This is a genomic window from Streptomyces sp. ISL-1 (genome assembly GCF_018614585.1).
Taxonomy (GTDB): domain Bacteria; phylum Actinomycetota; class Actinomycetes; order Streptomycetales; family Streptomycetaceae; genus Streptomyces; species Streptomyces maoxianensis.
The window spans coordinates 363,066-387,740 of sequence record NZ_JAGGOI010000007.1; the positions used below are offsets into that span (position 1 = coordinate 363,066).

Consider the following 24,675-nt stretch of genomic DNA (forward strand, 5'->3'; position numbering starts at 1 on the left):
GGGTTGATGGATGTTCATGCCCCCAGCCGAGAAAGGGTACGCATCCCATGGCCAAGCAGAATGTGGCGGAGCAGTTCGTCGACATCCTCGTCCGTGCCGGCGTCCAGCGGCTGTACGGAGTCGTCGGCGACAGCCTCAACCCGGTCGTCGACGCCATTCGTCGCAATTCCGCCATCGACTGGGTCCAGGTCCGGCACGAGGAGGTCGCCGCCTTCGCGGCCGGCGCCGAGGCCCAGATCACCGGGAAGCTCGCGGCCTGCGCCGGTTCCTGCGGCCCGGGCAATCTCCACCTCATCAACGGGCTGTACGACGCCCACCGCTCCATGGCCCCCGTGCTCGCCCTCGCCTCGCACATCCCCTCCAGCGAGATCGGTCTCGGCTACTTCCAGGAGACCCACCCCGACCAGCTGTTCCGCGAGTGCAGCCACTACAGCGAGCTGATCTCCAACCCGAAGCAGATGCCCCGCCTCCTGCAGACCGCGATCCAGAACGCGATCGGCCGCGGCGGCGTCAGCGTCGTCTCGCTCCCCGGCGACATCGCCTCGCAGGCCGCCCCGGAGAAGTCGATCGAGCACGCCCTGGTCACGTCTCGTCCCACCGTGCGGCCGGGGGACGGGGAGATCGACAAGCTGGTCAGGATGATCGACGACGCGGACCGGGTCACGCTCTTCTGCGGCAGCGGCACGGCGGGCGCGCACGCCGAGGTGATGGAGTTCGCCGAGCGCATCAAGTCGCCGGTCGGGCACGCGCTGCGCGGAAAGGAGTGGATTCAGTACGAGAACCCCTACGACGTCGGCATGAGCGGCCTGCTCGGCTATGGCGCGGCCTATGAAGCCACGCACGAGTGCGACCTGCTGATCCTCCTCGGCACGGACTTTCCCTACAACGCCTTCCTCCCCGACGACGTCAAGATCGCTCAGGTCGACGTCAGGCCCGAACACCTGGGCCGCCGCTCCAAGTTGGATCTGGCCGTCTGGGGCGACGTACGCGAGACACTGCGCTGTGTCACCCCGCGCGTGCGGGCGAAGTCGGACCGTGGGTTCCTCGACAGGATGCTGAAGAAGCACGCCGACGCGCTCGAGGGTGTGATCAAGGCGTACACCCGCAAGGTGGAGAAGCATGTCCCGATCCACCCCGAGTACGTCGCGTCCGTATTGGACGAACTCGCCGACGAAGACGCGGTGTTCACGGTCGACACGGGTATGTGCAATGTGTGGGCGGCCCGCTACCTCTCGCCCAACGGCCGCCGCCGGATCATCGGCTCGTTCAGCCACGGCTCGATGGCCAACGCCCTGCCGCAGGCCATCGGCGCCCAGTTCATCGACCGGAACCGGCAGGTCGTCTCCATGTCGGGCGACGGCGGCTTCACCATGCTGATGGGTGACTTCCTCACCCTCATTCAGTACGACCTGCCCGTGAAGATCGTCCTGTTCAACAACTCCTCGCTGGGAATGGTGGAGTTGGAGATGCTGGTCTCGGGACTCCCGTCGTACGGAACCGCCAACCGCAACCCGGATTTCGCGGCGGTCGCGCGGGCGGCCGGGGCGTACGGCGTACGGGTCGAGAAGCCCAAGCAGCTCGCGGGCGCGCTCAAGGACGCCTTCCGGCACAAGGGACCCGCCCTGGTGGATGTGGTCACCGACCCGAACGCGCTCTCCATCCCGCCGAAGATCAGCGCGGAGATGGTGACGGGCTTCGCGCTCTCCGCCAGCAAGATGGTGCTTGACGGGGGCGTGGGCCGGATGGTCCAGATGGCCCGCTCCAACCTGCGGAACGTACCGAGGCCCTGACGCCGTCGTCGTCGCTCGAGGACGCGATGAGTGGCGCTCTTCGCGTGGGGCATGCATTTCCGTGAACGCGTTCCACACAAGGGGTCGTTCCGGAGAGAGGCTGTCCGACGTGCGGGTGGGGATGATGACTGGGCGTCAGGGAGGGGCAGGGCCTGCCGCGAGCGGGCACGGCCGGGAACCCGGGGCAGGGGGAGACCCGGGCCGTCGGCTGCTCCGCCGATTGGGCTGCGCGGATCTCACCGCCGTTCCTGAAGTACGGCGTGCACTGCGGGAGTTGCTGCGCGACTGGGGAACGAAGGACACGGTGGAGGCGGCCGAGCTGCTCACCGGCGAGCTGGTGACCAATGCGCTGGTGCACACCGATCACGGCGCGGTGGTCACGGCCGGCGTCGACGCCTCCACACTCCGCGTGGAGGTACGGGACTTCATGGCCGGACTGCCGGTGCCGCCTGCGCGGGCAGCGCACCTCGACACCCACGGCAGGGGGCTCCTCCTGGTGCAGAGCCTCGCGGACGCCTGGGGCGTCCGCACCCACGGCGTGGGCAAGGTGGTCTGGTTCGAGCTGCACGAAAGGCCGGCCTGACCGTCGGCCGGACAGCCGCGGACCGGCCCTCGTGCGACTGTGCACCGGAGACTCCCGGCTCTCACCCGAATTGCCGCTCGAGATCCTTGAGTTTCTGCTCCAGGGAGTCGAGACGCGGCAGGGTCATGGTGTCGTCCTCGGCCGTGAGGTCGACCGTGCGCGGCTCAGCGACGCCGGCCGCCTTCACCGCCTGGAGGGAGGGCCGGGAAGGAAGCGGCAGTTGCCCCGGCTCGGCTATGGCAGGCTCCGCGGCGGACCCGACGCCGGTGACGGCCTGCGTGGATCCCGCCGTGGAGTTGAGGGCGGGAAGCTCCGCCCGGCGGTCGCCGTGACCGCGGCCCCAGGCCCGGTGCTGCCGGTTCAGCGCCCTTATCTGCGCCCGCTCCATCTTCTCCCTGTCCCGCCTGCGCAGCCGGTTCCGCTGCTTCTCCCGGCGGTCCTCGCGAACCTCGTCGACCGCCTCGTCCAGAGTGCGTACGCCTTCGAGCAGCATCAGCGACCAGGCGCCGAAGGTCTCCCGGGGCGCCCTCAGCCACCGTACGATCCGGATCTGCGGCAGCGGGCGGGGTACCAGGCCCTGCTCGCGCAGCGCGGCCCTGCGGGTCTGCTTCAGCGCGCGGTCGAACAGCACCGCGGCCGACAGCGACATGCCGGCGAAGAACTGCGGGGCGCCCGCGTGGCTCAACCCCCGTGGCGCATGGACCCAGTTGAACCAGGCGGCCGCGCCCGCGAAGGCCCACACCAGGAGCCGTGAGCCGAGTGCCGCGTCGCCATGGCTGGCCTCGCGCACCGCGAGCACCGAGCAGAACATGGCCGCGCCGTCGAGGCCGAAGGGGACCAGATACTCCCAGCCTCCGCCGAGGCTGAGATTCTCCCGGCCGAAGCCGACCAGGCCGTGGAAGGAGAGCGCGGCGGCGACCGCCGCGCAGCAGAACAGGAGCGCGTAGGAGGCCGTGCCGTAGATCGCCTCCTTGCGCCTTCGGCGTTCCTCGCTGCGCTCCCAGGAATCCTCGGCCGCGGCCTTGTCACCGGCGCGCTTGCCGCGCGCGACCACCGCCACCGCCACCAGGACTCCAACGAGCATCACGCCGCCGGGAAGCAACCAGTTCAGTGATATGTCGGTCAGTCTCATGGGCGGTGTCCCTTGTGTCGCGGTAGGGCGTTTCGGCCGCCATAGTGGCCGAACTCCCGGCGCCCCCAAGGGGGTTTCGTGGCAATAGAACGCCAACGGGGCCACATCGCATACGGATAGGTGCGTTTCGCTCGAACTGCCGTATGGATAAGAAGAGTTGGTTCGATTAAGTCACCCGGTCGGACGGCGTGCCGACGGGCCAGCGGGGGATCAGACGTTCGGCCGCAGCTTGCTCACGCGGTCTGCGTCGCACGTGCGCGGACAGGTGACACAGGTGTCGTCGGGCCGCAGCGTGTAGAAGAGGCAGCAGCTCGCCCGGTCGCGGGTCGGCAGCGGCTCGCCGGCCGGCCCGGCCAGCTCACGGAAGCCGGCGGTGCCGACGTACGGCTCGGTGGCGCCCGGCAGCAGCTGCTCGAGCTCCGCGGGCGCCCGCTGCTCCTCGCCGAGCAGATGCGCGACGTACCAGAGGCCTTCGACGATCTCGTCGGTCGCCATGCCCCACAGTGCGCGCCTGCCGCGGCGCATCCGCGGCCCGAAGCCGTCCAGGACGGGCCCGATGTGCTCGGCGACGGCGGAGCGGACCTCGGCGCGCAGCGCCTCCTCGTCCGGTACGACACGGGCGCCGGGCAGCTGGGCTGCGGGGTCGTCCGGCAGGCAGGCGAACTCCCTCACCCGGATCGCCATCCGCCCCAGCGCGCGGTGGAAGGCGACGTCCTCGACGGGCGCGCGCACCACCCGGCGGTGCAGAAACCAGGGGGCCGTGATCAGCAGACAGGCGGGCCATGCGTACCGGTGCAGTCCGAAGCTGGCGATCACGTCGGGCCGGGCCTGCTGTCCGTAGTCCCGCAGGACCTGAGCGTCGTCCCAGGCGAGAAAGGCGTCGAGGGCCGGTCCTCCGACCGCGAGCTCGGCCGCGCCCACCCAGCCCGGGCCGGACGGGAGCCGCTCGCCTGCTGTGAGTTCCGCTATCCGCAGCCCGGGGAAGACCTCGGCCAGGCGCGCGTACGCGTCGCTGACGGGCGAGGCAAGGGCGGGCAGCACTGCGGGAACGGTCATGCTGGGGGACCACCGAATCGCGATCGTTGGCAGGTTAGCCTTACCTTACCCGACGTATTCGATGTTTGAACTGCAGCCCCGTCCGCCTATGGTGCACAGGGGCCCTGCGCACGCGAGCCGGGCCCGGCACCAGGCCGGAGGAGGACCCGAGTGGAGCAGGCCCGAGCGCGCGATGCCGCGCTGCCGCAGCCGCATGCGTCCGCCCGCGTCCCCGAACAGGCCGGCCCGCCCGCCCGCCCGGGCTCCGCTCAGCCACGCATTCCGGCACAGGAACGCGTGGTGGAGGGTGCGAGGGGCGAGCACACCCACAGCGAGCCCCCGGCCCCGGGCACCGCGCCCCGCACGGTCCAGCGCCACTCGGTCCGCGGCCAGATCCTCGAAGCCCTGCGCGCAGCCCTGGTCGACGGAGAGCTGATCCCCGGCGAGGTCTACTCCGCGCCCGTCCTCGGTGAACGCTTCGGCGTCTCGGCGACCCCCGTACGCGAGGCGATGCAGCAACTGGCGACCGAGGGCGCGATCGAGGTCGTCCCCAACCGCGGCTTCCGCGTCACGGTACGCAGCGCCCGCGAACTGGCCGACCTCGCGGAAGTCCGCTCCCTGCTCGAGGTCCCGGTCATGCTCCGGCTGGCCCGCACGGTCCCGGCCGCCCGCTGGACGGCCCTGCATCCCCTGGCCGAGGCAACGGCAGCGGTTGCGGCCACCGGCGACCGCGCCGCCTACGCCGAAACGGACCGCGCCTTCCACCGCGCGGTGCTCGCGCTGTCCGGCAACCACCAACTGGTCATGGTCGCCGACGACCTCCACCGCCGCTCCCAATGGCCCCTGACGAGCGCCCCGGTCATGCGCCGGGCGGACCTGGTGGCGGACGCGGCGGAACACATGGCACTGTTGGAGGCGCTGGTCGCGCAGGATCTGAAAGTGGTGCAGTCGCTGGTGCGGGAGCACTTCACGGGCGCGGCGGCCTGACGGTCAAGGTCAGGTGCGCCCCGCACGACCGTGACGTCGCCTTGAGCTGACCGGCGTGCGTGCGGGCCTCACCCCCGAGCGCCTCGCGGCGATCCGGGCCTCACCCCCCGAGCGCCTCCGGCCGCGGCCACCCGAACCATGGGCACCGTCCACCCGATGCCGGTCTCGGCCGACGATGTACGCGCCCTCGAGAAGCTCGGCACATTCGGCCGCGGTTGGATTGCGCGCCGTGTCGGGCCGCGGTGCTGTTGATCCGGATGCGTGCCGACGTCCGGCGCCATTGGTGGCATCGGGCGCTCAGCCGTGAAGGAGGAAGGACGGAGCATGCACATACCCGGATCCATAGCGGGCCGCCGGCGTTATGCGGCGGCCCTCGCCCCGGCGGTGATCTGCTCGACGATATTCGCGGGGCCGGATCTCGCTCCGGCTGGTGGCGCGCCGTCACCTTCGGTGCCCGCCCCGCAGCTGGACTGGAAACCCTGCGTCAAGGGCAGTCCGTTCGACTGCGCGACCGCGAAGGTACCGCTGGACTACCGCAACCCCGGTGGTCGCACCATCGAGCTGGCAGTCGTCAAACGGAAGGCAACCGGCCCCGGACGGCGCATCGGCACCCTGTTCTTCAACCCCGGCGGCCCCGGCGGGCCCGGAACGGTGCAGATGCCACAGAATTACGAGGCCTTCCCACGAGAGGTACGGGAGCGGTTCGACATCGTCAGCTGGGACCCCCGCGGGGTCGGCAGCAGCACCGCGGTGAACTGCTTCGAGAATCGCGAAGAAGCCAACGCCTGGGTTGCGAGCAAACCGGCAGGCTTCCCGGTGGGCGAACAGGAGCGGACGGCCTACATCGCCGCGTACAAGGATCTGGCCAGGCGCTGTCAGCAGCGTGACCCCGAGCTCCTTCGCCATGTGTCGACCGCCGACACCGCGCGCGACCTCGACCAGCTCCGCCAGGCGGTGGGCGACGAACAACTCACCTACCTCGGGACCTCCTACGGCACGTTCCTGGGCGCCACCTACGCCAACCTCTTCCCCGGCAAGGTCCGAGCCATGGCCCTCGACAGCAACGTCGACCCGCAGGCCTGGACCCACGCCTCCGACGACGACCCCCGGCTCCCGACATTCCTGCGCATGGGCACGGACCGCGGCGCGGCAGCAGTCCTGGACAAGTTCCTCGCCCTGTGCGGGTCCACCACCACCGCCCGCTGCGCCTTCTCTGCCGGCAGCCCGAAAGCGACCCGGGACAAGTTCGACCAGCTGATGCGGCGCCTCCGGGAGCATCCCGTGGGCCCATGGACCTATGGCCGTACGGTCGGTGACCTCGTGAACAGCCTCTACTCAGTCCACCCCGGCTGGACGGATCTCGCCGGCAGGCTGCAGAACCTGTGGCAGGGCCGCGCCCCGGAGCCGTCCCCACTCCCACCCGCACCACCGGTCCCGAATCCGAATCCGTACCTGGGCGAAGAACAGGCCGCTGCGGTGTTCTGCAGCGACAGCCCCAATCCGCGTGATCCCGCTGCCTACCACGCCATGGAGGAGGCCAGCGCGACCCGTGCGGGCGACGCCGGACGCTTCTGGGCCTGGGCCTCCGAGGGGTGTGCCGACTGGCCGGCCACGGTGGCCAACAGCTATCGCGGCCCTTGGAACAAGCCGACGGCGCACCCCGTCCTGCTGGTCGGCACCACCTACGACCCCGCCACCCCCTACTCGGGCTCGCAGGCCATGGCCAAAGAACTGGCCAACGCCCGCCTGCTCACCCACAACGGGTACGGGCACACCGCACTGACCAACCCCAGCAGCTGCGTCAAGGAATACGAGAGCCGCTACTTCATCGACGGCAAACTCCCGCCGGCCGGAGCAACGTGCCAACAGGACACGCCCCCCTTCCCCGCACCGAAGCCACAGGGCGGCATCGACAGCGGCGGCGGCGCGATGGCCGACATCGCCTCCTGAGTCCGGCTGAGCTCACCGCCTGAGGTCAGGGCTCAGGCTCGGGCGGTGTGGGTGAGGAACGCGGTCCAGGCGGTGGGGGAGAGGGCGAGCTGAGGGCCGGCGGTGTCCTTGGAGTCGCGGACGTGGACCGTGCCGGGGCAGGCGGCGATCTCGACGCAACTGTCGCCCTCGGAGCCGCTGTGGCTGGACTTGCGCCAGGAAAGGGCGACTTCGACGCAGTCGTCGCCCTCGGAGCCGCTGTAGCTGCTCTTGAACCAGGACAGTTCGGCGGTGCTGTCGGTCATAGCGCTCCTCGCATTCGCTTCAGCAGACTGACGGAGTCCGCTGGGGTGAGAGCCTGCGAACGCAGTTTCGCATAGCGCTGCTGGAGCACGCTGACCTCTTTCGGGCCGGAGATCAACTGGCCGGTCTTCTGTCCCTCGGAGTAGCCGAGCCACTGGTGATCCGGCGTCTCCAGAAGCCGCAGTGGACCGTCCAGGCCCGCGTGGTCCGTCACCTGGAGCGGCATGATCTGGATCTCGAGGTTCCAGCGCGAGCCCTGCGCAATCAGCTGCTCGAGCAGCTCCTGGGTGACGTCGTCGCCTCCCGTACGGCGTTCCAGTACGGCCTGCTCGACGATGAAGCTGAGCGCGATCGGCGGCGTACGGGTGAGGAGTTGCTGGCGAGCCAAGCGGGCCGAGACGCGTTGCCCGACCTCCTCATCGGACGGCGGCGGGGGCACGCTCAGCGTCACCGCGCGGGCATACGCCTCCGGCTGCAACAGCCCCGGCACCACCCGGCATTCGTACGTGCACAGCGTCAGCGCCGTCTCCTCCAGCCTCGCCCACTGGCGGAACCAGGACGCCAGGCCCGGCTGCCGCGACACGTGCCGCGCAGCACCCCGTAACGCGCCGAACGCGTCCAGAGCCTCCTCCGCGCGGTCGACGAAATCCTTCGGCGGCAGCCTGCGCCCCTGCTCCACGGATGCGACGAAGGACGGGGAGTAGCGCACACGCGGTGCCAACTCGTCCTGAGTGAGGTCGGCCCGTTTGCGGAAGGCCTTGAGGACCTCGCCGAATGCCCTGAGACTGTCCGACGACTCCGGTTCGCTGTTGCCCGTCATGACTCGCCACCTCCGCTGTGCCCAACGCCGCCCAACTGGCCTATCGTCACGGTCCGTTACGCGTACTGTCCACACCCCGCACTCGTACGCCGACTCAGCGTACGAGTTCCACGCCTGGTCATCGCGTGCGTGAGGCCGCCACGGTGGGGTCATGCCAGTCGACACCCAGCCCCAAAGCCCCGTCACCGTACGTATGTTCGCGCAGCGATTCAGCTCCACTCGGCTCGGCGCACGCCTCGCCCGGCACCTCGCACTGCATCGGCTCGACGACTGGGGGATTCCGTACGACACCGACCCCTCCGACGCCGCCGCCGTCATCGTCGCCGAGCTCGCCGCGAACGCCGTGACCCACGGGCGCGTCCCCGGACGGGACTTCGAGCTGCGGCTCACGCTCTCGGCCGACACCCTGCGGATCGAGGTGTCCGACGCCCGTACCGAGAAACGTCCGAAGGAGGTGCTGCCCGACGGGGAGTCGGGGCGCGGGCTCCGCCTGGTCGCGGCGCTCGCCGAGCGGTGGAGCGTGCACGATCGCGTACCCGTCGGGAAGACCGTACGAGCGGAGCTCACGCTGCCGCGCCGAACTCGCCGCTAACCTTTGGCCAGAGCTGGATTGTGTCCATTGAGTGGGGGGTCATTCATGTCCGCGGAGTTGCCCGAGTCGTCCATACCCGACGAGGCGTGGGAGGAGTTCCAGCGCGAGAGCGAAGGCCCGGCCCGGCTCGCCGCTCCCAAGGAGCCGTCCGCGCGGGCGCGGATGGTGACCGAGCGGCTGCGGCGCGAGGACGAGGAGGCCGCGCGGCGGTATGGCAAGGTGCGGGGCTGGGGCAGGCGCAGGAGCCCGGTGCGGGCGGAACCCGACGCGTGGCGGGCGTGGCCGTCCCGGCGGCGGCAGGCGCGGCGGCGCAGGGGTTGGGGTGCCTTCTGGGTGCTCGTGGTCGTCGGGGTCGTACTGGTCCTGATGAATCCGGCCATGTCGCTCTCCTGGCTGGTCGGCTAGAAGGGCAAGCTGGGGAGGAGGCGGCTTCCGTCCGGGAGCGCCCCCCCATCCGTACGAAGGAGTCATCCGTGGCCTTGACCCGTGAAGAGCGTGAGCAGTTTCTGGGCGAGCCGCACATCGCCGCGCTGGCTGTGGACGCGGGCGAGGAGGGGCGGGCTCCGCTCACCGTGCCCATCTGGTACCAGTACGCGCCCGGCGGCGACGTCTGGGTCATGACGGGGCGTGACTCCCGCAAAGCCACGCTGATCGGCCGGGCCGGACGGTTCAGCCTGATGGTCGACCGCATCACGCCCACCGTCCGGTACGTCTCCGTCGAAGGGCCCGTCATCGAGACCGTCCCGGCCACCCGCGAACAGCTCGTGGAGCTCGCGGCCCGCTACCTCCCCGCCGAAAAGGTCGAGACCTACGTCGACTTCGCCTGGAAGGCTCAAGGCGAGAACGTGGTCATCCGCATGCGGCCCCAGCACTGGCTCAGCTCGGACCTCGGCGAGTTGTGAGCGGCCCGCCTCCGGTCATGCCGCGGGCTCGGGCTGCGGAGGCGAGGACCGGACCGGCGCCGTCGGGGGCAGTTGCTCCGCCAGCCACACCGGTACGCCGCCCAGCAGGCGGAACAGCCGGCCCGCCTCCGCCCGCAGCCTGCCCGCCTCCGGCTCCGGCTCGCAGTCGGCGAGCGCTGCCAGCGCCGGCGCCGTGCCGATCAGATAGCCGAGCTCCTCGCGGATCCGCAGCGACTCCGTGAAGCCGTGCCGCGCCTGCGTCAACTCCCCGTCCCGCAGGGCGAGTCCGGCCTGATGGTGCCAGGTGAAGGAGAGCAGCAGGGTGTCACCCTGCGCGGTGGCCCCCGCATGGGCGCGCTGGTACGCGGCGCGGGCGGCCTGGGGCGAGTCCGCGATGTGCTCGGCGACCAGGCCCCGGCGGAAGTCGAGCAGCGGGCGCCTGGGTGAGGTGGGGGCGAGCAGCGCCGCGGCCCGGCCGAGCGCTGAGCGGGCCTCGTCCGCACGGTCGCGTACGCCGAGGAGGGTCGCCGCGTACGCGAGCCGCCCGCGCTCGCACGCCGCGCCGCCGCGCTCCTCGTCGTCCCGGGCCACGGCCTCCGCCGTACGCAGCGCGTCCTCCGCCTCGGCCCAGCCGTCACCGGTGAACAGACAGCGCTCGACGAGCAGTCCGGCCCGCTCCAGCGCGGCCGCCGGGATCGCGATGTGGGGGATGAGCAGGGCTGCAGCGTCGGTCCAACAGCCGCGCGAGCGCAGCCGCCATACCGCGATCTGGAGCGGATCGTCACCTGCAGTGGTTCCGGAACCAGACATGGCGGTATGCGCCACGTTGCCCTCCCCTAGCACGCCATTGAGCTGTTGAGTCTGTCGCATCTCAGCATGGATGGGCATGCCTGGCCAAGGGGTCAGGTGAATGAATTCACAATCGCTCGGCGGCCGATGGGGTCGCCGGGGGCCTTCGCCGGTGGAGATCAGTGCGAGACGGACCTCGTCGTTCGGTCGCGAGGGCACTGTCAGTGTCGTGACGTGGGCCGCGGCATCGGCGTCAACCAAGTGGATCTCGCCATGACCGCCACGGGTGACCGCGACGAACGGTGCGCCGGGGGAGGCGACGATCGCCCGGCACTCCCGCGCCCGCGATCTCAGCCCCCTGCAAAAACTCTCGCGCCCGCGATCCCAGCCCCCTGAATAGCCCTCAGCTCATCCGCAGCGCAAGGAAGAAGTCGAGCTTGTCCTCCAGCCGCGAGAGGTCACGGCCCGTCAATTGCTCGATTCTGCCCACTCTGTACCGCAGCGTGTTCACATGCAGATGCAGCCGCGTCGCGCACCGCGTCCAGGACCCGTCGCAGTCGAGGAACGCCTCCAGCGTCGGGATCAGCTCCGCGCGGTGGCGGCGGTCGTAGTCGCGCAGGGGGTCCAGCAGGCGGGCCGTGAAGGCGCGGCGGACGTCGTCCGGGACGAAGGGGAGCAGCAGGACGTGCGAGGCCAGTTCGTGGTGGCCCGCCGCGCAGACCCGCCCCGGGCGGGCCGCCGCGACGCGGCGGGCGTGGCGGGCCTCCTCCAGTGCGCCGCGCAGCCCCTCCGCCGAGCTGACCGCGGCGCTGACGCCCAGCGTGAGCCTGCCGTCGTCGGCGAGGCCGGCCGAGAGCGGGTCGCGCACGGAGTTCAGCAGCGCGTCCGCGTGCAGGCCGGCCTCCGTGGACCCGGTGCCGGGCGCGTCCGGGTCGGCGGGGACGGCGGGCAACGGAACCAGCGCGATGGCCTCGTCGCCGGTGTGGGCGACCGCGATCCGGTCGGTGGGGTCCGCTCCGGGTGCCGCCGGGTCGACCAGGATCTCCTCGAGCAGCGACTGGGCGACAGGTCCGGGCTCGATCGCCGTGGCCGCCCCGCCGGCCGCCACCCCCGCGCCTGCGTCCCCGGCGCCGTCCTGAGCCCAGTCGACCCGGGCCACCACGACCTGCCAGTGGGGCGCGGTCCCGAGGCCGGGCAGCAGCACCGGCGCCGTCACCCGCAGACGGGCCGCGATCTCGGCGGGCGCGGCGCCCGCCTGGACCAGTTCCAGCACCTCCTGGGCGAGCCGGCGCCGTACCGTACGGGCCGCCTCGCGCCGGTCCCGTTCGACGGCGATCAGCTGGGTCACGCCCTGCAGCAGGTCAAGACGGGCGGCGGGCCAGTCGCCCGCGTCGGCCTCGACCGCCAGCAACCAGTCCGACAGGACACTCTCGCGCACGTCCCTGGAGGCGGGGGCGGCGGCCCCGCGCCCGGTGTTCCGGATAGGGAAGAGGGAGTACGTGGCTCCGCCGATCGTCGCCCGGTGCGGCGCGCGGCGGCCGATGCGGGTGGCGGCCAGGTGCTCGCCCGCCAGCGCGGCGCTCACCGCGGGCGGCAGCGCCTTGTCGGCCCCCGCGATCTGGCGTCCGGTGGGGGAGAGCACCCAGGCCCTCAGGTCCAGGTCCGAGCCGAGGAGGTCCAGTACGACCTCGGGTCCGCCGCCTGCCGGTCCGGACGTCATCAGCCGCCTGTGTCTGTCGACGACGGCCGCGAGATCATCGGCCCGCTCGCCCGAGACCTGACGTACGACGTACTCAGTGATCGTCGCAAATGCAACGGATTCATTGACTGCAAAGAGAGGTAGTCGATGGCGCGAACACGCCTCGACCAGATCGGCGGGAATGTCCCCGAGTTCCGCCTCGCCGGCCGCCAGACCGGCCACCCCGGCTGTCGCCAGGATCCGGACGAACGGCTCGGAGTCGGCGGCCGTATGCCACCAGGCGAGCCCGGTCAGCACCAGTTCGCCGCCCGAGAGATACCGGCTCGGATCCCGCAGGTCGGTCGTCATCACGCCACGCACGCCACGGTCGAGTTCGTCCTCGCCGCCGAGTAGCCGCAGCCCCAGCGCATCGTTTTCCAGAAGTGCGCGCAGCCGCATCTCGTCGCCGCCGATCTGTCTCGTTGTTGCCGGTGGCCCCTGGCCACGGTTTTCATGGGAAAACGGTGAGGTTACAGAGGCTCGCCTTTCGTTCGAATCTACAAGACGAGACAGGCGACCAGCCAACTCCTTCATGGTTTCGGTGACTGCACCGAGCGGGGCACGGCTTGTGTACTGGGGCCACACCGCGTTAACAGCACATGAATAACCAGTCGAGGGCCAACCGTCCCGGGCCCGCTTGCGACGAACGACCCCCGATGATGAAGAAGAGAGCCGCTCATGGACTTCCTTCGCCCCGCCTGCTGGGAGGAGGCGCTCGCCGCCAAGGCCGAGCACCCCACCGCTGTACCCATCGCGGGCGGCACCGATGTGATGGTCGAGATCAACTTCGACCACCGCCGGCCCGAGTACCTCCTGGACCTGAACCGCATCGGTGAGCTGTGCGAGTGGGAGGTCGGCGAGGAGAGCGTTCGCCTGGGCGCCTCCGTGCCGTACACCCAGATCATGGAGCACCTCCGGGCCGAGCTGCCCGGTCTGGCGCTGGCGTCGCACACCGTGGCCTCCCCGCAGATCCGCAACCGCGGCGGCGTCGGCGGCAACCTCGGCACCGCGTCCCCGGCCGGTGACGCCCACCCGGCGCTGCTCGCCGCCGGCGCCGAGGTCGAGGTCGCGTCGGTGCGCGGCAGCCGCCTCATCCCGATCGACGAGTTCTACACCGGCGTGAAGCGCAACGCGCTCGCCGCGGACGAGCTGATCCGCGCCGTGCACATCAAGAAGGCCGACGGGCCGCAGCAGTTCTCCAAGGTCGGCACCCGCAACGCGATGGTCATCGCGGTCTGCGCCTTCGGTCTCGCCCTGCACCCCGAGACCCGCACCGTCCGCACCGGCATCGGTTCCGCCGCCCCGACCCCGGTCCGGGCGAAGGCGGCCGAGGAGTTCTTGAACGCCGCGCTCGAAGAGGGCGGCTTCTGGGACAGCAAAGAGATCATCACCCCGTCGATCGCCAAGCAGTTCGCCGAGCTCGCTTCCGGCGGCTGCAGCCCGATCGACGACGTGCGCGGCACCGCGAGCTACCGCCGCCACGCGGTCGGCATCATGGCCCGCCGGACGCTCGGCTGGACCTGGGAGGCATACCGGGGCAATGCCCACGGCACAAAGGGAGGCGCACAGTGCGCGTGAACTTCACGGTCAACGGTCGTCAGCAGGAAGCCGACGACGTGTGGGAGGGCGAGAGCCTTCTCTACGTGCTGCGCGAGCGCATGGGCCTGCCGGGCTCCAAGAACGCCTGTGAGCAGGGCGAGTGCGGCTCCTGTACGGTCCGCCTGGACGGCGTGCCGGTCTGCTCGTGCCTCGTCGCCGCGGGTCAGGTCGAGGGCCGCGAGGTCGTCACCGTAGAGGGCCTGGCGGACTTCGCCAAGCAGCGCGCCGAGCATGGCTGCGCCACCCGTGCCTGCGGCACTTCGCTCCAGGACGCCCAGCAGTGGGAGGCCGGGCCGCAGCACTCGCAAACGGGCGAGGGCGCCGAACTCTCCCCGATCCAGCAGGCGTTCATCGACGCAGGCGCCGTCCAGTGCGGTTTCTGCACCCCCGGTCTGCTGGTCGCCGCCGACGAGCTGCTCGAGCGCAACGCCGAGCCGTCCGACGCGGACATCCGCGAGGCGCTCTCCGGCAACCTCTGCCGCTGCACCGGTTACGAGAAGATTCTCGACGCGGTACGCCTCGCGGCAGCCCGCCAGGAAGAGGCGGTCTGACGATGCCACAGAACACCCCGGTCGCCACCGCTCCGGCCGGCACCCCCACCAGCATCTCCCAGGGCTCCCGCACCAAGGGCGGCATCGGCGAGTCGACGCTGCGGCCCGACGGCACCCTCAAGGTCACCGGTGAGTTCGCGTACTCCTCGGACATGTGGCACGAGGACATGTTGTGGGGCCACACGCTCCGCTCCACCGTCGCGCACGCCGAGATCAAGTCGATCGACGTCTCCGAGGCACTCGCGACGCCCGGCGTCTATGCCGTGCTGACCTACGACGACCTCCCCACGGAGGTGAAGAACTACGGCCTGGAGATCCAGGACACCCCGGTGCTCGCCCACGGCAAGGTCCGCCACCACGGCGAGCCGGTGGCCCTGGTCGCCGCCGACCACCCGGAGACCGCGCGCCGCGCCGCCGCCAAGATCAAGATCGAGTACGTCGAACTGCCCCTCATCACCGACGAGGCCTCGGCCACCGCGCCCGACGCCGTCCTGGTCCACGAGGGCCGCGCCGACCACCACATCGGCCATGTCCCGCACCCGAACATCCTGCACCGTCAGCCGATCGTCCGCGGCAACGCCGACGAGGCGGCCGAGCGCGCCGACGTGATCGTCAAGGGCGATTACACCTTCGGCATGCAGGACCAGGCCTTCCTCGGCCCGGAGTCCGGACTCGCGGTCCCCTCCGAGGACGGCGGCGTCGAGCTCTACGTCGCCACCCAGTGGCTGCACTCCGACCTCCGCCAGATCGCTCCCGTCCTCGGCCTGCCCGAGGAGAAGGTGCGGATGACGCTCTCCGGTGTCGGCGGCGCGTTCGGCGGCCGCGAGGATCTGTCGATGCAGATCCACGCCTGCCTGCTCGCACTCCGTACCGGCAAGCCGGTCAAGATCGTCTACAACCGGTTCGAGTCCTTCTTCGGACATGTGCACCGTCACCCGGCGAAGCTCCACTACGAGCACGGCGCCACCAGGGACGGCAAGCTCACGCACATGAAGTGCAGGATCGTCCTGGACGGCGGCGCGTACGCGTCGGCCTCCCCGGCGGTCGTCGGCAACGCCGCGTCCCTCAGCGTCGGCCCCTATGTCCTTGACGACGTCGACATCGAGGCGCTCGCGCTCTACTCCAACAACCCGCCCTGCGGCGCCATGCGCGGCTTCGGCGCGGTCCAGGCGTGCTTCGCGTACGAGGCGCAGATGGACAAACTCGCGGCCGAGCTGGACATGGACCCGGTCGAGTTCCGTCAGCTCAACGCCATGGAGCAGGGCACGCTCATGCCGACCGGCCAGCCGGTCGACTCGCCGGCTCCCGTTGCCGAATTGCTGCGCCGGGTCAAGGCCAGGCCGCTGCCGCCGGAGCAGCAGTGGCTCGCGGCCGGCGAGGAGGCGGACGTACGCGCCCTGCCCGGCGGGCTGTCCAACACCACGCACGGCGAGGGCGTCGTCCGCGGCGTCGGCTACGCGGTGGGCATCAAGAACGTCGGCTTCTCCGAGGGCTTCGACGACTACTCCACCGCCCGGGTGCGCATGGAGGTCGTGGGCGGCGAGCCGGTCGTGACCGTGCACACCGCGATGGCCGAGGTCGGCCAGGGCGGTGTCACCGTCCACGCGCAGATCGCCCGTACCGAACTCGGCGTCGCGCAGGTGACGATCCGTCCGGCCGACACCCAGGTCGGCTCCGCCGGTTCGACGTCGGCCTCCCGCCAGACGTACGTCACGGGCGGCGCGGTCAAGCACACCTGCGAGAACGTCCGCGAGAAGGTCCTGGAGATCGGCCGCCGCAGGTTCGGCTCGTACCACCCGGCGTGGGCCACCGCCGAGCTGCGGCTCGAAGGCGGCAAGGTCGTCACTGACGGCGGTGAGGTACTCGCCGACCTGGTGGACGTCCTCGAGAGCGAGGCGGTCGACCTGGAGCTCGAGTGGCGCCACCGTCCCACCGAGGCCTTCGACCTGGTCACGGGTCAGGGCAACGGCCACGTCCAGTACTCCTTCGCCGCACACCGCGCGGTGGTGGAGGTGGACACCGAGCTCGGCCTGGTCAAGGTCATCGAGCTCGCGGTCGCCCAGGACGTCGGCAAGGCCCTCAACCCGCTGTCCGTCGTCGGCCAGATCCAGGGTGGCACCACCCAGGGACTGGGCGTCGCGGTCATGGAGGAGATCATCGTCGACCCGAAGACCGCGAAGGTGCGCAACCCGTCCTTCACGGACTACCTGATTCCCACCATCCTCGACACGCCGACCATCCCCGTCGACGTACTCGAACTTGCCGATGACCACGCGCCGTACGGACTGCGTGGCGTCGGCGAGGCCCCGACCCTCTCCTCGACTCCGGCCGTCCTCGCGGCGATCCGGAACGCGACGGGTCTGGAGCTGAACAGGACGCCGGTGCGCCCCGAGCACCTCACCGGCACCTGACCGCCATCCCCCACCGACTCTCCGGGGCGGTCCGCACCGCCCGGAGAGCTCAAGTACCGCACCGCTCGCGGTCCTTGAGCATCCCGGCAACACCAGCAGTACCCGGCAACACCAGCAGTACCCGGCAACACCATGCAGAACCAGTTCGTCTCGGGCCGTCCCCCGGGTCGTGCAGCCCACGCACCATCCCAAATCCCGCAGCTACAACGCTCACGCGGGTGCCCCTGTGAACCTTGGGAGTAGGCACCATGACCCAGCAGTCCCTTGAGACCAAGACCACGGCGGAGGACGCCGGCGCGGGTACGCGCCCGCCCGCCGGCCGGTCCTGGCTCGACCGGTACTTCCACATATCCCAGCGAGGGTCGACCATCGGTCGGGAGGTGCGTGGCGGAATCACCACCTTCATGGCGATGGCGTACATCATCCTTCTCAACCCCGTGATCCTGTCGGTGCCCGACGCGGCCGGCCACAAGCTCGACGGTGATCAGCTGACCACCGCGACCGTCTTCGCCGCCGCCACAACCACCATCGTGATGGGCCTCCTCGGCAATGTGCCGCTGGCCCTCGCGGCGGGACTCAGCGTCTCCGCCGTCATGGCTTTCCAGGTCGCTCCTGAGATGACCTGGGAAAACGCGATGGGCATGTGCGTCATCTACGGTCTTGTGATCGTCCTGCTCGTCGTCACCGGCCTGCGTGAACTGATCATGAACGCCATCCCGCTTGCGCTGAAGCACGCGATCACCATGGGGATCGGTCTCTTCGTCTGCCTCATCGGCCTGGTCCAGGCCGGCTTCGTCACCTCCATGCCCGGAGACGGCGGCATCGCGGGAGCCAAGCCGATCCAGCTCGGTACGAATGACATGCTCACCGGCTGGCCGGTGCTCTGCTTCGCCTTCACCGTTCTGCTGATCTTCCTGCTCCAGGTCCGCAAGGTGCCCGGCGCGATCCTCATCGGGATCGTCGGCGGCACAGTGTTCGCCGCGGTGGTCCACCAGTTCGCCGGGCTCGACAGGAAGGACTGGGGCGGGCTCAACGCCCCCGAGATCACCGGCTCCATCGTCAGCACGCCGGACTTCGGCCTCTTCGGCAGCGTGTCGTTCAACGGCATCGGCAGCGTCGGCGGCATCACCGTCGGCGTCATCGTCTTCACGCTCGTACTGGCCGGCTTCTTCGACGCCATGGGCACCATCATCGGCATCGGCCAGCAGGCGGGCCTCGCCGACGACAAGGGCAAGATGCCCGGACTCAACAAGGCCCTGGCCATCGACGGCGCGGGCGGCGCGATGGGCGGCCTCGCCGGCGCCTCCGGCCAGACGGTGTTCGTCGAGTCCACCGCGGGCGTCGGCGACGGTGCGCGCACCGGCTTCGCCAGCGTCATCACCGGCCTCGCCTTCACGCTGTGCCTGTTCTTCACCCCACTGGCCCAGGTCATCCCGACGCAGGTGGCCGCCGCCGCGCTCGTCGTCATCGGATCGATGATGCTGACGAATGCCAAGCACATCGACTGGAACGACCAGGCGACCGCGATCCCGGTCTTCCTGACCACGGTGTTGATGCCCTTCACGTACTCGATCACGGCCGGCATCGCGGCGGGCGTCCTCGCGCACGTCCTGATCAAGGCCGTGCAGGGCAGGGCGCGTGACGTCGGCTGGCTGATGTGGGTGCTCTCCGTAGTCTTCCTGGCCTACTTCGCCCTTCATCCGATCGAGGGCTGGCTGGGAGTCAAGTAGCCCCGGGAGCCGGGCGAACCGGGCAACTCCCACCGCCTGACACACCTTTGAGGAGACCGACATGCTGGACATCGCCGAAGAGCTGAACCGGTGGGTCGAGCACGGCCGTGAGTTCGCTGTCGCCACCGTGGTGGCCGTCGGCGGCAGCGCGCCCCGGCAGCCGGGCGCGGCCCTCGCCGTGGACAGCGAGGGCACGGCGATCGGGTCGGTCTCCGGAGGGTGTGTGGAAGGCGCGGTGTACGAGCTGTGCCGGCAGGCGCTCGAGGACGGCGGGACCGTCCTCGAGCGCTTCGGCTACAGCGACGAGGACGCGTTCGCCGTCGGCCTGACGTGCGGCGGCGTCATCGACATCCTCGTCACCCCGGTACGCGCGGACGCGCCCGCGCGGGGGGTGTTCGCGGCGGCGCTGTCCGCCGCCGTGGAAGGGGAGGCGGCGGCGGTCGCGCGGATCACGGACGGACCCGCGGAAGTGATGGGCCGCGCGCTGCTGGTCCGTCCCGACGGTTCGTACGAAGGCTCCCTCGGCGGCCACCGGGAACTGGACCGTACGGCGGCGGGGGAGGCCCGCGCCCTTCTGGACGCCGGCCGCACCGGCACGGTCGCCATCGGCGAGGACGGCAGCCGGTGCGGGCAGCCGCTGACCCTTCTCGTGGAGTCCTCGGTCCCCGCGCCCCGGATGATCGTCTTCGGCGCGATCGACTTCGCCTCCGCGCTGGTACGGGTCGGCAAGTTCCTCGGCTACCACGTGACCGTGTGCGACGCCCGCCCCGTCTTCGCGACGAGGACCCGTTTCCCGGAGGCGGACGAGATCGTCGTCGACTGGCCGCACCGCTACCTGGAGTCGACGGAGGTCGACACCCGTACGGTCCTGTGTGTGCTCACCCACGACGCCAAGTTCGACGTCCCCCTCCTCGAACTGGCCCTGAAGCTTCCCGTCGCCTACGTCGGCGCGATGGGCTCCCGACGCACCCACGAGGACCGCAACACCCGCCTGCGCGAGGTCGGCGTCACAGAGCTCGAACTGGCCCGTCTGCGCAGCCCGATCGGCCTGGACCTGGGAGCGCGCACGCCGGAGGAGACGGCGCTCTCGATCGGGGCGGAGATCGTGGCAAACCGCCGCGGCGGCAGCGGGGTCTCCCTGGCGGGAGCGCATACCCCCATCCACCACGACGCGGAACAGGAACTGACAGGGCGGATCGGGTCGGTTGCCTGAGGATCGCCTGAGGATCGCCTGACGGAGGCTGACGGCTTCCCGGGTGCAGGCCTTGGTTGAGCCTTGAGTTTCGTGAAGCCCCGATGCCTGCAACTGCGGTCGGACGGCCGGTCCCGGGACCGCGCCGTCCCGCCCAGCGCCCCGGCGCCGGTTCGTGATCATGCACACGCAAGAATGGCGATGTGCGTGGCCGGGGTGGGCTGTTCGAGGCCGAATTGTTCATCGCCGAGCGGCATGCAGGACACGTGGCCCGCATGCCGGTTTGCTGTAGCCGGTCACGGAGTCCATGGAGCGCGGGCTGACGCGCGGGTGACCCCGGCTCCGGCACACGCCCTCCCGCACACCCCGCACACCCAGCCCCCAGGCGTACGACAGCCGTTGTCCAGCCTCTGCCCAGGAGTGAACCCTTGCGACACATCATGTCCCCCCTCCGCCTCCTGCCCTTACCCCTCGCCCTCGCCGCCGCCCTGCTCTCCGGCCCCTCGGCCGGGTCCGCCGCCGCGCGCACCGCCCCCGAACCAGCCCGCACCACCCCCACCACCGAACTCACCCGGCTCTACACGCCCGCCGCCAACCCCGACGCCTCCCGCCACGTCCTCGACCTCCGCCGCGAGGGCCGGCGCGCCGACGCAGCCAAGATCCTCGCTATGGTGCGTACACCGCACGCCGTCTGGTACGGCGACCAGACTCCCGCCGACATCGAGCGTGACACCCGCGCTGTCGTCAGCGACGCCGAGGACGACCTCGCCGTGCCCGTCCTCGCGCTGTACAACATCCCCGGCCGCGACTGCTCCAACTACTCCGGCGGCGGCGCCTCCACCACCGCCGAGTACAAGGCGTGGATCGACGCCGTCGCCCGCGGCATCGGCGGGCGCGAAGCGCTCGTCGTCCTCGAGCCGGACGCGCTCGCCCTGCTGCCCGCCGACTGCGGGCAGGACGACGCCGCCGGCACCAGGACCGCCGCCCGCTACACCGAGGTCAACTACGCGGTCGACACGCTCGAACCCCTCGCCCGTACCAAGGTCTACCTCGACACCGGCCACCCCGCCTGGCACAGCGTCCACAGCATCGTGCCGCGCCTAGTCAAGGGAGGCGTCGCCCGCGCCACCGGCTTCTACACCAACGCCTCCAACTACCAGACCGATGACGCCAACGCCTGGTATGGCAAGCTCATCTCCGCCTGCCTCGCCCACGTCGCGGCCGGCGGCGATCCGGCCGGCTGCCCCGCCCAGTCCGCGCCCCGCGCCACCGCCCTGGCCTGGATACAGGACAACGTCCCCGACCCCTCCGGGATGAAGCACTTCGTCACCGACAGCAGCCGCAACGGCCGCGGCCCCTGGACCCCGCCCGCCGGCAAGTACACCGACGCGCAGGACTGGTGCAACCCGCCCGGCCGGGGCCTCGGCGCCCGTCCCACCCTGAGCACCGGCGACCCGCTGCACGACGCCCGGCTGTGGATCAAGACCCCGGGAGAGTCGGACGGCCTGTGCCTGCGTGGTACGGCCGGTCCCCAGGACCCCGAGCGCGGCACCGTAGACCCCAAGGCGGGCGAGTGGTTCCGCGAGCAGGCCCTGGAGCTCGTACACCTGGCCGTCCCACCGATTGACACGCCCTGAACTCGGTTGCCCGGCGCACCGAACCAGCCGCGCACCGAAGCGCGCGCCCAGTCATTCCGCAGTGGCCGGCACCGGCCACTGCAAGCGCCCCCCACGCCCGGCGGGCGTGGGGGGCGTGCATCGGCGCGCCGCCGGCCCTCCCCGGCCCCGCCCTCACCCCCGGCGCGCCACCACCAGTCGGCAGCGCGGGCTGCCGTCCGGCAGCCGGCCCAGTTCATTCAGCGGCCGCAGCTCCACCGAGAACCCCGCGCGCGTCAGATCGGCCAGCACATCCGGCAGCCGGAAGGTGCGGTAGTACATGACGAATCGCGGCCGCCACAGCAGATTCCGTACGCGCATCGCGGCGTCGAAACCCCACAGCTCCCAGTAGAGCCGTGAGCCGATCCGGGGCGGCGCGGGAACGGGAAAGACGAACCGGCCGCCCGGCCGCAGGGCCTTGTGCACCTGCGCGAACAGCAGCGGCCGCTCCCGGGGCAGGAAGTGGCCGAACGCCCCGAAGCTCACGGCCAGGTCGAAGGCCCGCTCGAAGGGGAGCGCGCGGGCGTCGGCCCGTACCCAGCCCACCGCCGGTCCGTCCGGGCCGCCCGGCCGGTTCAGCGCCGACCTCCTGGCCTCGGCGAGCATGCCCGCGCTGAAGTCGACACCGGTGACCCGGTCCTCGCACAGCTGCGACAGGACACCCACTCCGGCGCCGGTGCCGCAGCAGACGTCGAGTCCCGACGAGAAGGGGCCGAGCGGCAGGGCCGCGTGAACCACCGCGTCCAGCAGGCGCTGCGACGTCCTGTAGGGCGTCGCGTCGAATTTCGGCGCGAGCAGGTCGTAGCCGTGCTCGGTGGACGAGAGCGCCTGCACGGCGAGCTCGCGGAACGTGGGGCCCGAGGGAGTGAACATCACCCCATCCTCCTCCGTATACGTGGAGGGTCCCTGCGCATCCGTACGGGCCGTTCCATGCAGGGGAGGCAGGGTCAATGGCCGGCAGCAATGTCACCGCACTCTTCCGCGCGTCCACCGCGCACAGCCCGTCGTACTTCACGCTGAACCGGGCAGGTGGCGGCCCTGCCGGTGAGATCACCGACTTCTGCATCCCCTGCAATCCGTACTTCCCCACCCCCGCGATGTTCGACCAGCTCGGCCGCGGGCTGCGCGAGATCCTCACCTACTACCCGAGCGGCGCGGAGACCATCACCGCCGAGCTGTGCCAGGTGCTCGGGCTCAACCCGCAGACCGTCGCCATGGGCAACGGCTCCACCGAACTGATCACCTGGATCGACCACTTGCTGGTGCACGAGTCGCTGGCCGTGCCCGTCCCCACCTTCGGCCGGTGGACCGACCAGCCGATGGAGACCGGCAAGCGCGTCGACATGCTGCTGCTGCCCGAGGCGCATGGCTTCCGCCTCGATCCGACATCCTTCGTACAGTTCGTCAGGACTCGGGGCTCCCGCGTCGCGGTCATCTGCAACCCCAACAACCCCGACGGCGGCTTCCTGCCCAAGCAGCAGGTCATCGCTCTGTTCGACGCGCTCCAGGACCTGGACCTGATCATCGTCGACGAGTCCTTCCTCGAATTCTCGGACGCCGAACCGGATCCGAGCGTCGCCGCGGAGGCCGTCCTGCGGACGAATGTGATCGTGCTGCGCAGCCTGGGCAAGAACTTCGGGCTGCATGGAGTGCGCTTCGGCTATCTCGTGTCGAATCCCAGCCTGGCCGGCAAGGTGCGGGCCGCACTGCCGAAGTGGAACCTCAACTCGTTCGCCGAGACGGTGGTGTTCATGCTGAAGGAGCACCGTCAGGAGTATGCCGAGAGCCTTCAGCAGGCCTGCCGCGACAGGCAGGAGATGACCTGGCGGCTCGCCCAGCTGCCGGGCCTGACGATCTACCCCTCGCAGGGCAACTTCCTCTACGTACGCCTGCCGGAGGGCGTGGACGGGACGGTCCTGAGGGACCGGCTGCTCGCGGAGCACGGCGTGCTGGTGCGCGAGTGCAGCAACAAGATCGGCAGTTCGAGCCGGTTCCTGCGGCTGGTGGTCCGCCCGCAGCAGGACGTGCTGCGGCTGATGTCGGCGATGGAGGAGGTGCTGTACGGGCAGCGCACCCAGGTTCCCGAGCCGCTTCCGGAGCCGCTGGCGCCGATGCTGGCCCAGGCCCCCCAGCCGAGGCAGCAGCCGCTGCCGCAGGCGCAGGCGCAGGCACAGCTGCAGCAGCCGGGGCCGATGCCGATGCTCGCGCTGGCCCAGCAGCCGGTCGACGCGCGGGGCATCGGGCCGGTTCGTTCCACGGGCACGCCGGCGGTGGACCGCCTGATCGCCCAGGCATAGAGCAGCGCCTGCGGAAGTGCGCGGTCCCCCGAGCGGTGCTGCAATGACTGGGAGGGCTGTCCGCCGCCGTATGCCGTGGCGAGCGCCGCGGGACGTGGGCGGCGAGCGCCGTGGCACATGAGCCGCGGGCGAGGCCCGGACCCCTACCGCTCGTAAGGAGTGGCGATGAGCGACGACTTCGAAGCGATGGGACCCGTCGACTACCTGGTTGTCGAGTTCCCCGGTAATCGCATGACGGGCGAGGGCTTTCCTCTGCTCGTCGACCTGGTCGATCGCGGCATCATCCGCATCCTCGACCTCCTCTTCGTGCGCAAGGACGAAGACGGCTCGGTGGCCGCGCTGGAACTGACGGAACTCGGGGACGAGGTCGACCTGACCGTCTTCGAGGGCGCTTCCTCCGGGCTGCTGGGCCAGGACGACATCGACGAGGCCGGGGCCGCGCTGGAGCCGGGCAACTCCGCCGGAATCCTGGTGTACGAGAACCTCTGGGCGACACCTTTCGCCCAGGCCATGCGGCGCAGCGGTGCGCAGCTGGTGGCGGGCGGGCGAATTCCCGTCCAGGCCCTGCTGGCCTCGCTGGACGCGGTCGAGGCGACGGCTTCCGACAGGCCGGTCGCCGGCTGAGAGCATCGACCCGCGG

22 protein-coding genes are annotated in these 24,675 nt (G+C 70.7%); 15 read left to right on the forward strand and 7 right to left on the reverse strand.

Features of this window, described 5'->3' with window-relative positions; genetic code table 11:
• Positions 1 to 47: 47 nt before the first annotated feature.
• Both J7E87_RS06990 and J7E87_RS06995 read left to right on the forward strand, forming a co-directional pair.
• Positions 48 to 1,790, forward strand: a complete 1,743-nt coding sequence (locus J7E87_RS06990; protein ID WP_215091002.1) for a pyruvate dehydrogenase — start codon at positions 48 to 50, stop codon at positions 1,788 to 1,790.
• A gap of 124 nt (positions 1,791 to 1,914) precedes the next feature.
• A complete protein-coding gene (locus J7E87_RS06995; protein ID WP_215091004.1) occupies positions 1,915 to 2,373 on the forward strand; it encodes an ATP-binding protein in 459 nt (152 codons plus the stop codon).
• Positions 2,374 to 2,434: 61 nt separating this feature from the next.
• On the opposite strand, the gene J7E87_RS07000 is transcribed toward J7E87_RS06995, so the two are convergent.
• Together J7E87_RS07000 and J7E87_RS07005 are read right to left on the reverse strand one after the other, a co-directional pair.
• Positions 2,435 to 3,505, reverse strand: coding sequence for a DUF2637 domain-containing protein (locus tag J7E87_RS07000; RefSeq protein WP_215091006.1), 1,071 nt, complete (start codon positions 3,503 to 3,505; stop codon positions 2,435 to 2,437).
• 210 nt (positions 3,506 to 3,715) lie between these two features.
• Positions 3,716 to 4,561 (reverse strand): (2Fe-2S)-binding protein, encoded by an 846-nt coding sequence (locus J7E87_RS07005; RefSeq protein WP_215091008.1) that lies wholly within the window; start codon positions 4,559 to 4,561, stop codon positions 3,716 to 3,718.
• A 150-nt stretch (positions 4,562 to 4,711) separates the two neighbouring features.
• Between J7E87_RS07005 and J7E87_RS07010 the strand changes: the two genes are divergently transcribed.
• Together J7E87_RS07010 and J7E87_RS07015 are read left to right on the forward strand one after the other, a co-directional pair.
• Positions 4,712 to 5,527, forward strand: a complete 816-nt coding sequence (locus tag J7E87_RS07010) for a GntR family transcriptional regulator (RefSeq protein ID WP_215091010.1) — start codon at positions 4,712 to 4,714, stop codon at positions 5,525 to 5,527.
• Positions 5,528 to 5,851: 324 nt separating this feature from the next.
• On the forward strand, positions 5,852 to 7,477 hold the full coding sequence (locus J7E87_RS07015; protein ID WP_215091012.1) for an alpha/beta hydrolase: 1,626 nt from the start codon (positions 5,852 to 5,854) through the stop codon (positions 7,475 to 7,477).
• A gap of 32 nt (positions 7,478 to 7,509) precedes the next feature.
• Here J7E87_RS07015 and J7E87_RS07020 read toward each other — a convergent pair whose 3' ends face one another.
• Together J7E87_RS07020 and J7E87_RS07025 are read right to left on the reverse strand one after the other, a co-directional pair.
• Positions 7,510 to 7,761, reverse strand: coding sequence for a DUF397 domain-containing protein (locus J7E87_RS07020; RefSeq protein WP_215091013.1), 252 nt, complete (start codon positions 7,759 to 7,761; stop codon positions 7,510 to 7,512).
• Positions 7,758 to 8,579, reverse strand: a complete 822-nt coding sequence (locus tag J7E87_RS07025; protein WP_215091015.1) for a helix-turn-helix transcriptional regulator — start codon at positions 8,577 to 8,579, stop codon at positions 7,758 to 7,760. The genes J7E87_RS07020 and J7E87_RS07025 overlap by 4 nt, the downstream gene beginning before the upstream one ends.
• A gap of 151 nt (positions 8,580 to 8,730) precedes the next feature.
• Here J7E87_RS07025 and J7E87_RS07030 point away from each other — a divergent pair, with 151 nt between their 5' ends.
• The 3 genes from J7E87_RS07030 to J7E87_RS07040 all read left to right on the forward strand — a co-directional run bounded on the left by J7E87_RS07030 (position 8,731) and on the right by J7E87_RS07040 (position 10,073).
• Positions 8,731 to 9,171 carry an ATP-binding protein gene (locus tag J7E87_RS07030; protein WP_251017027.1) on the forward strand — a complete coding sequence of 147 codons (441 nt, stop codon included), beginning with the start codon at positions 8,731 to 8,733 and terminating at the stop codon, positions 9,169 to 9,171.
• A gap of 45 nt (positions 9,172 to 9,216) precedes the next feature.
• On the forward strand, positions 9,217 to 9,576 hold the full coding sequence (locus tag J7E87_RS07035; protein ID WP_215091017.1) for a hypothetical protein: 360 nt from the start codon (positions 9,217 to 9,219) through the stop codon (positions 9,574 to 9,576).
• A gap of 68 nt (positions 9,577 to 9,644) precedes the next feature.
• Positions 9,645 to 10,073, forward strand: a complete 429-nt coding sequence (locus J7E87_RS07040) for a pyridoxamine 5'-phosphate oxidase family protein (protein WP_215091019.1) — start codon at positions 9,645 to 9,647, stop codon at positions 10,071 to 10,073.
• A gap of 15 nt (positions 10,074 to 10,088) precedes the next feature.
• On the opposite strand, the gene J7E87_RS07045 is transcribed toward J7E87_RS07040, so the two are convergent.
• Together J7E87_RS07045 and J7E87_RS07050 are read right to left on the reverse strand one after the other, a co-directional pair.
• Positions 10,089 to 10,883, reverse strand: coding sequence for a hypothetical protein (locus J7E87_RS07045; RefSeq protein WP_215091021.1), 795 nt, complete (start codon positions 10,881 to 10,883; stop codon positions 10,089 to 10,091).
• Between the two features lie 382 nt (positions 10,884 to 11,265).
• Positions 11,266 to 12,999 carry a PucR family transcriptional regulator ligand-binding domain-containing protein gene (locus J7E87_RS07050; RefSeq protein ID WP_215091023.1) on the reverse strand — a complete coding sequence of 578 codons (1,734 nt, stop codon included), beginning with the start codon at positions 12,997 to 12,999 and terminating at the stop codon, positions 11,266 to 11,268.
• A gap of 279 nt (positions 13,000 to 13,278) precedes the next feature.
• Between J7E87_RS07050 and J7E87_RS07055 the strand changes: the two genes are divergently transcribed.
• The 6 genes from J7E87_RS07055 to J7E87_RS07080 all read left to right on the forward strand — a co-directional run bounded on the left by J7E87_RS07055 (position 13,279) and on the right by J7E87_RS07080 (position 21,720).
• Positions 13,279 to 14,178, forward strand: coding sequence for a xanthine dehydrogenase family protein subunit M (locus tag J7E87_RS07055; RefSeq protein ID WP_215091025.1), 900 nt, complete (start codon positions 13,279 to 13,281; stop codon positions 14,176 to 14,178).
• Entirely contained in the window at positions 14,169 to 14,750 is a 582-nt protein-coding gene (locus tag J7E87_RS07060; RefSeq protein WP_215091027.1) for a (2Fe-2S)-binding protein, read from the forward strand. Before J7E87_RS07055 ends, J7E87_RS07060 begins: the two co-directional genes overlap by 10 nt.
• A 2-nt stretch (positions 14,751 to 14,752) precedes the next feature.
• Positions 14,753 to 17,161 carry a xanthine dehydrogenase family protein molybdopterin-binding subunit gene (locus tag J7E87_RS07065; protein ID WP_215091029.1) on the forward strand — a complete coding sequence of 803 codons (2,409 nt, stop codon included), beginning with the start codon at positions 14,753 to 14,755 and terminating at the stop codon, positions 17,159 to 17,161.
• A 248-nt stretch (positions 17,162 to 17,409) separates the two neighbouring features.
• Positions 17,410 to 18,891, forward strand: coding sequence for an NCS2 family permease (locus tag J7E87_RS07070; protein ID WP_215091031.1), 1,482 nt, complete (start codon positions 17,410 to 17,412; stop codon positions 18,889 to 18,891).
• A gap of 61 nt (positions 18,892 to 18,952) precedes the next feature.
• Positions 18,953 to 20,104 carry an XdhC/CoxI family protein gene (locus J7E87_RS07075; RefSeq protein ID WP_215091033.1) on the forward strand — a complete coding sequence of 384 codons (1,152 nt, stop codon included), beginning with the start codon at positions 18,953 to 18,955 and terminating at the stop codon, positions 20,102 to 20,104.
• Between the two features lie 407 nt (positions 20,105 to 20,511).
• Positions 20,512 to 21,720, forward strand: a complete 1,209-nt coding sequence (locus J7E87_RS07080; RefSeq protein ID WP_251017028.1) for a glycoside hydrolase family 6 protein — start codon at positions 20,512 to 20,514, stop codon at positions 21,718 to 21,720.
• Between the two features lie 153 nt (positions 21,721 to 21,873).
• On the opposite strand, the gene J7E87_RS07085 is transcribed toward J7E87_RS07080, so the two are convergent.
• On the reverse strand, positions 21,874 to 22,611 hold the full coding sequence (locus J7E87_RS07085; protein WP_215091035.1) for a class I SAM-dependent methyltransferase: 738 nt from the start codon (positions 22,609 to 22,611) through the stop codon (positions 21,874 to 21,876).
• 77 nt (positions 22,612 to 22,688) lie between these two features.
• On the opposite strand from J7E87_RS07085, the gene J7E87_RS07090 reads away from it, so the two are divergent.
• Entirely contained in the window at positions 22,689 to 24,035 is a 1,347-nt protein-coding gene (locus J7E87_RS07090) for a histidinol-phosphate transaminase (RefSeq protein WP_215091037.1), read from the forward strand.
• A gap of 165 nt (positions 24,036 to 24,200) precedes the next feature.
• Complete coding sequence (locus J7E87_RS07095) at positions 24,201 to 24,659, forward strand: DUF6325 family protein (RefSeq protein WP_215091039.1); 459 nt, start codon at positions 24,201 to 24,203, stop codon at positions 24,657 to 24,659.
• Positions 24,660 to 24,675: the final 16 nt, after the last annotated feature.

Coding starts and splice junctions, on each gene's coding strand:
- J7E87_RS06990 (WP_215091002.1), top strand. CDS start 48: ATGGCCAAGCAGAATGTGGCGGAGCAGTTCGTCGACATCCTCGTCCGT.
- J7E87_RS06995 (WP_215091004.1), top strand. CDS start 1,915: ATGACTGGGCGTCAGGGAGGGGCAGGGCCTGCCGCGAGCGGGCACGGC.
- J7E87_RS07000 (WP_215091006.1), bottom strand. CDS start 3,505: ATGAGACTGACCGACATATCACTGAACTGGTTGCTTCCCGGCGGCGTG.
- J7E87_RS07005 (WP_215091008.1), bottom strand. CDS start 4,561: ATGACCGTTCCCGCAGTGCTGCCCGCCCTTGCCTCGCCCGTCAGCGAC.
- J7E87_RS07015 (WP_215091012.1), top strand. CDS start 5,852: ATGCACATACCCGGATCCATAGCGGGCCGCCGGCGTTATGCGGCGGCC.
- J7E87_RS07020 (WP_215091013.1), bottom strand. CDS start 7,761: ATGACCGACAGCACCGCCGAACTGTCCTGGTTCAAGAGCAGCTACAGC.
- J7E87_RS07025 (WP_215091015.1), bottom strand. CDS start 8,579: ATGACGGGCAACAGCGAACCGGAGTCGTCGGACAGTCTCAGGGCATTC.
- J7E87_RS07030 (WP_251017027.1), top strand. CDS start 8,731: ATGCCAGTCGACACCCAGCCCCAAAGCCCCGTCACCGTACGTATGTTC.
- J7E87_RS07035 (WP_215091017.1), top strand. CDS start 9,217: ATGTCCGCGGAGTTGCCCGAGTCGTCCATACCCGACGAGGCGTGGGAG.
- J7E87_RS07045 (WP_215091021.1), bottom strand. CDS start 10,883: ATGTCTGGTTCCGGAACCACTGCAGGTGACGATCCGCTCCAGATCGCG.
- J7E87_RS07050 (WP_215091023.1), bottom strand. CDS start 12,999: ATGCGGCTGCGCGCACTTCTGGAAAACGATGCGCTGGGGCTGCGGCTA.
- J7E87_RS07055 (WP_215091025.1), top strand. CDS start 13,279: ATGGACTTCCTTCGCCCCGCCTGCTGGGAGGAGGCGCTCGCCGCCAAG.
- J7E87_RS07065 (WP_215091029.1), top strand. CDS start 14,753: ATGCCACAGAACACCCCGGTCGCCACCGCTCCGGCCGGCACCCCCACC.
- J7E87_RS07070 (WP_215091031.1), top strand. CDS start 17,410: ATGACCCAGCAGTCCCTTGAGACCAAGACCACGGCGGAGGACGCCGGC.
- J7E87_RS07075 (WP_215091033.1), top strand. CDS start 18,953: ATGCTGGACATCGCCGAAGAGCTGAACCGGTGGGTCGAGCACGGCCGT.
- J7E87_RS07085 (WP_215091035.1), bottom strand. CDS start 22,611: ATGTTCACTCCCTCGGGCCCCACGTTCCGCGAGCTCGCCGTGCAGGCG.
- J7E87_RS07090 (WP_215091037.1), top strand. CDS start 22,689: ATGGCCGGCAGCAATGTCACCGCACTCTTCCGCGCGTCCACCGCGCAC.
- J7E87_RS07095 (WP_215091039.1), top strand. CDS start 24,201: ATGAGCGACGACTTCGAAGCGATGGGACCCGTCGACTACCTGGTTGTC.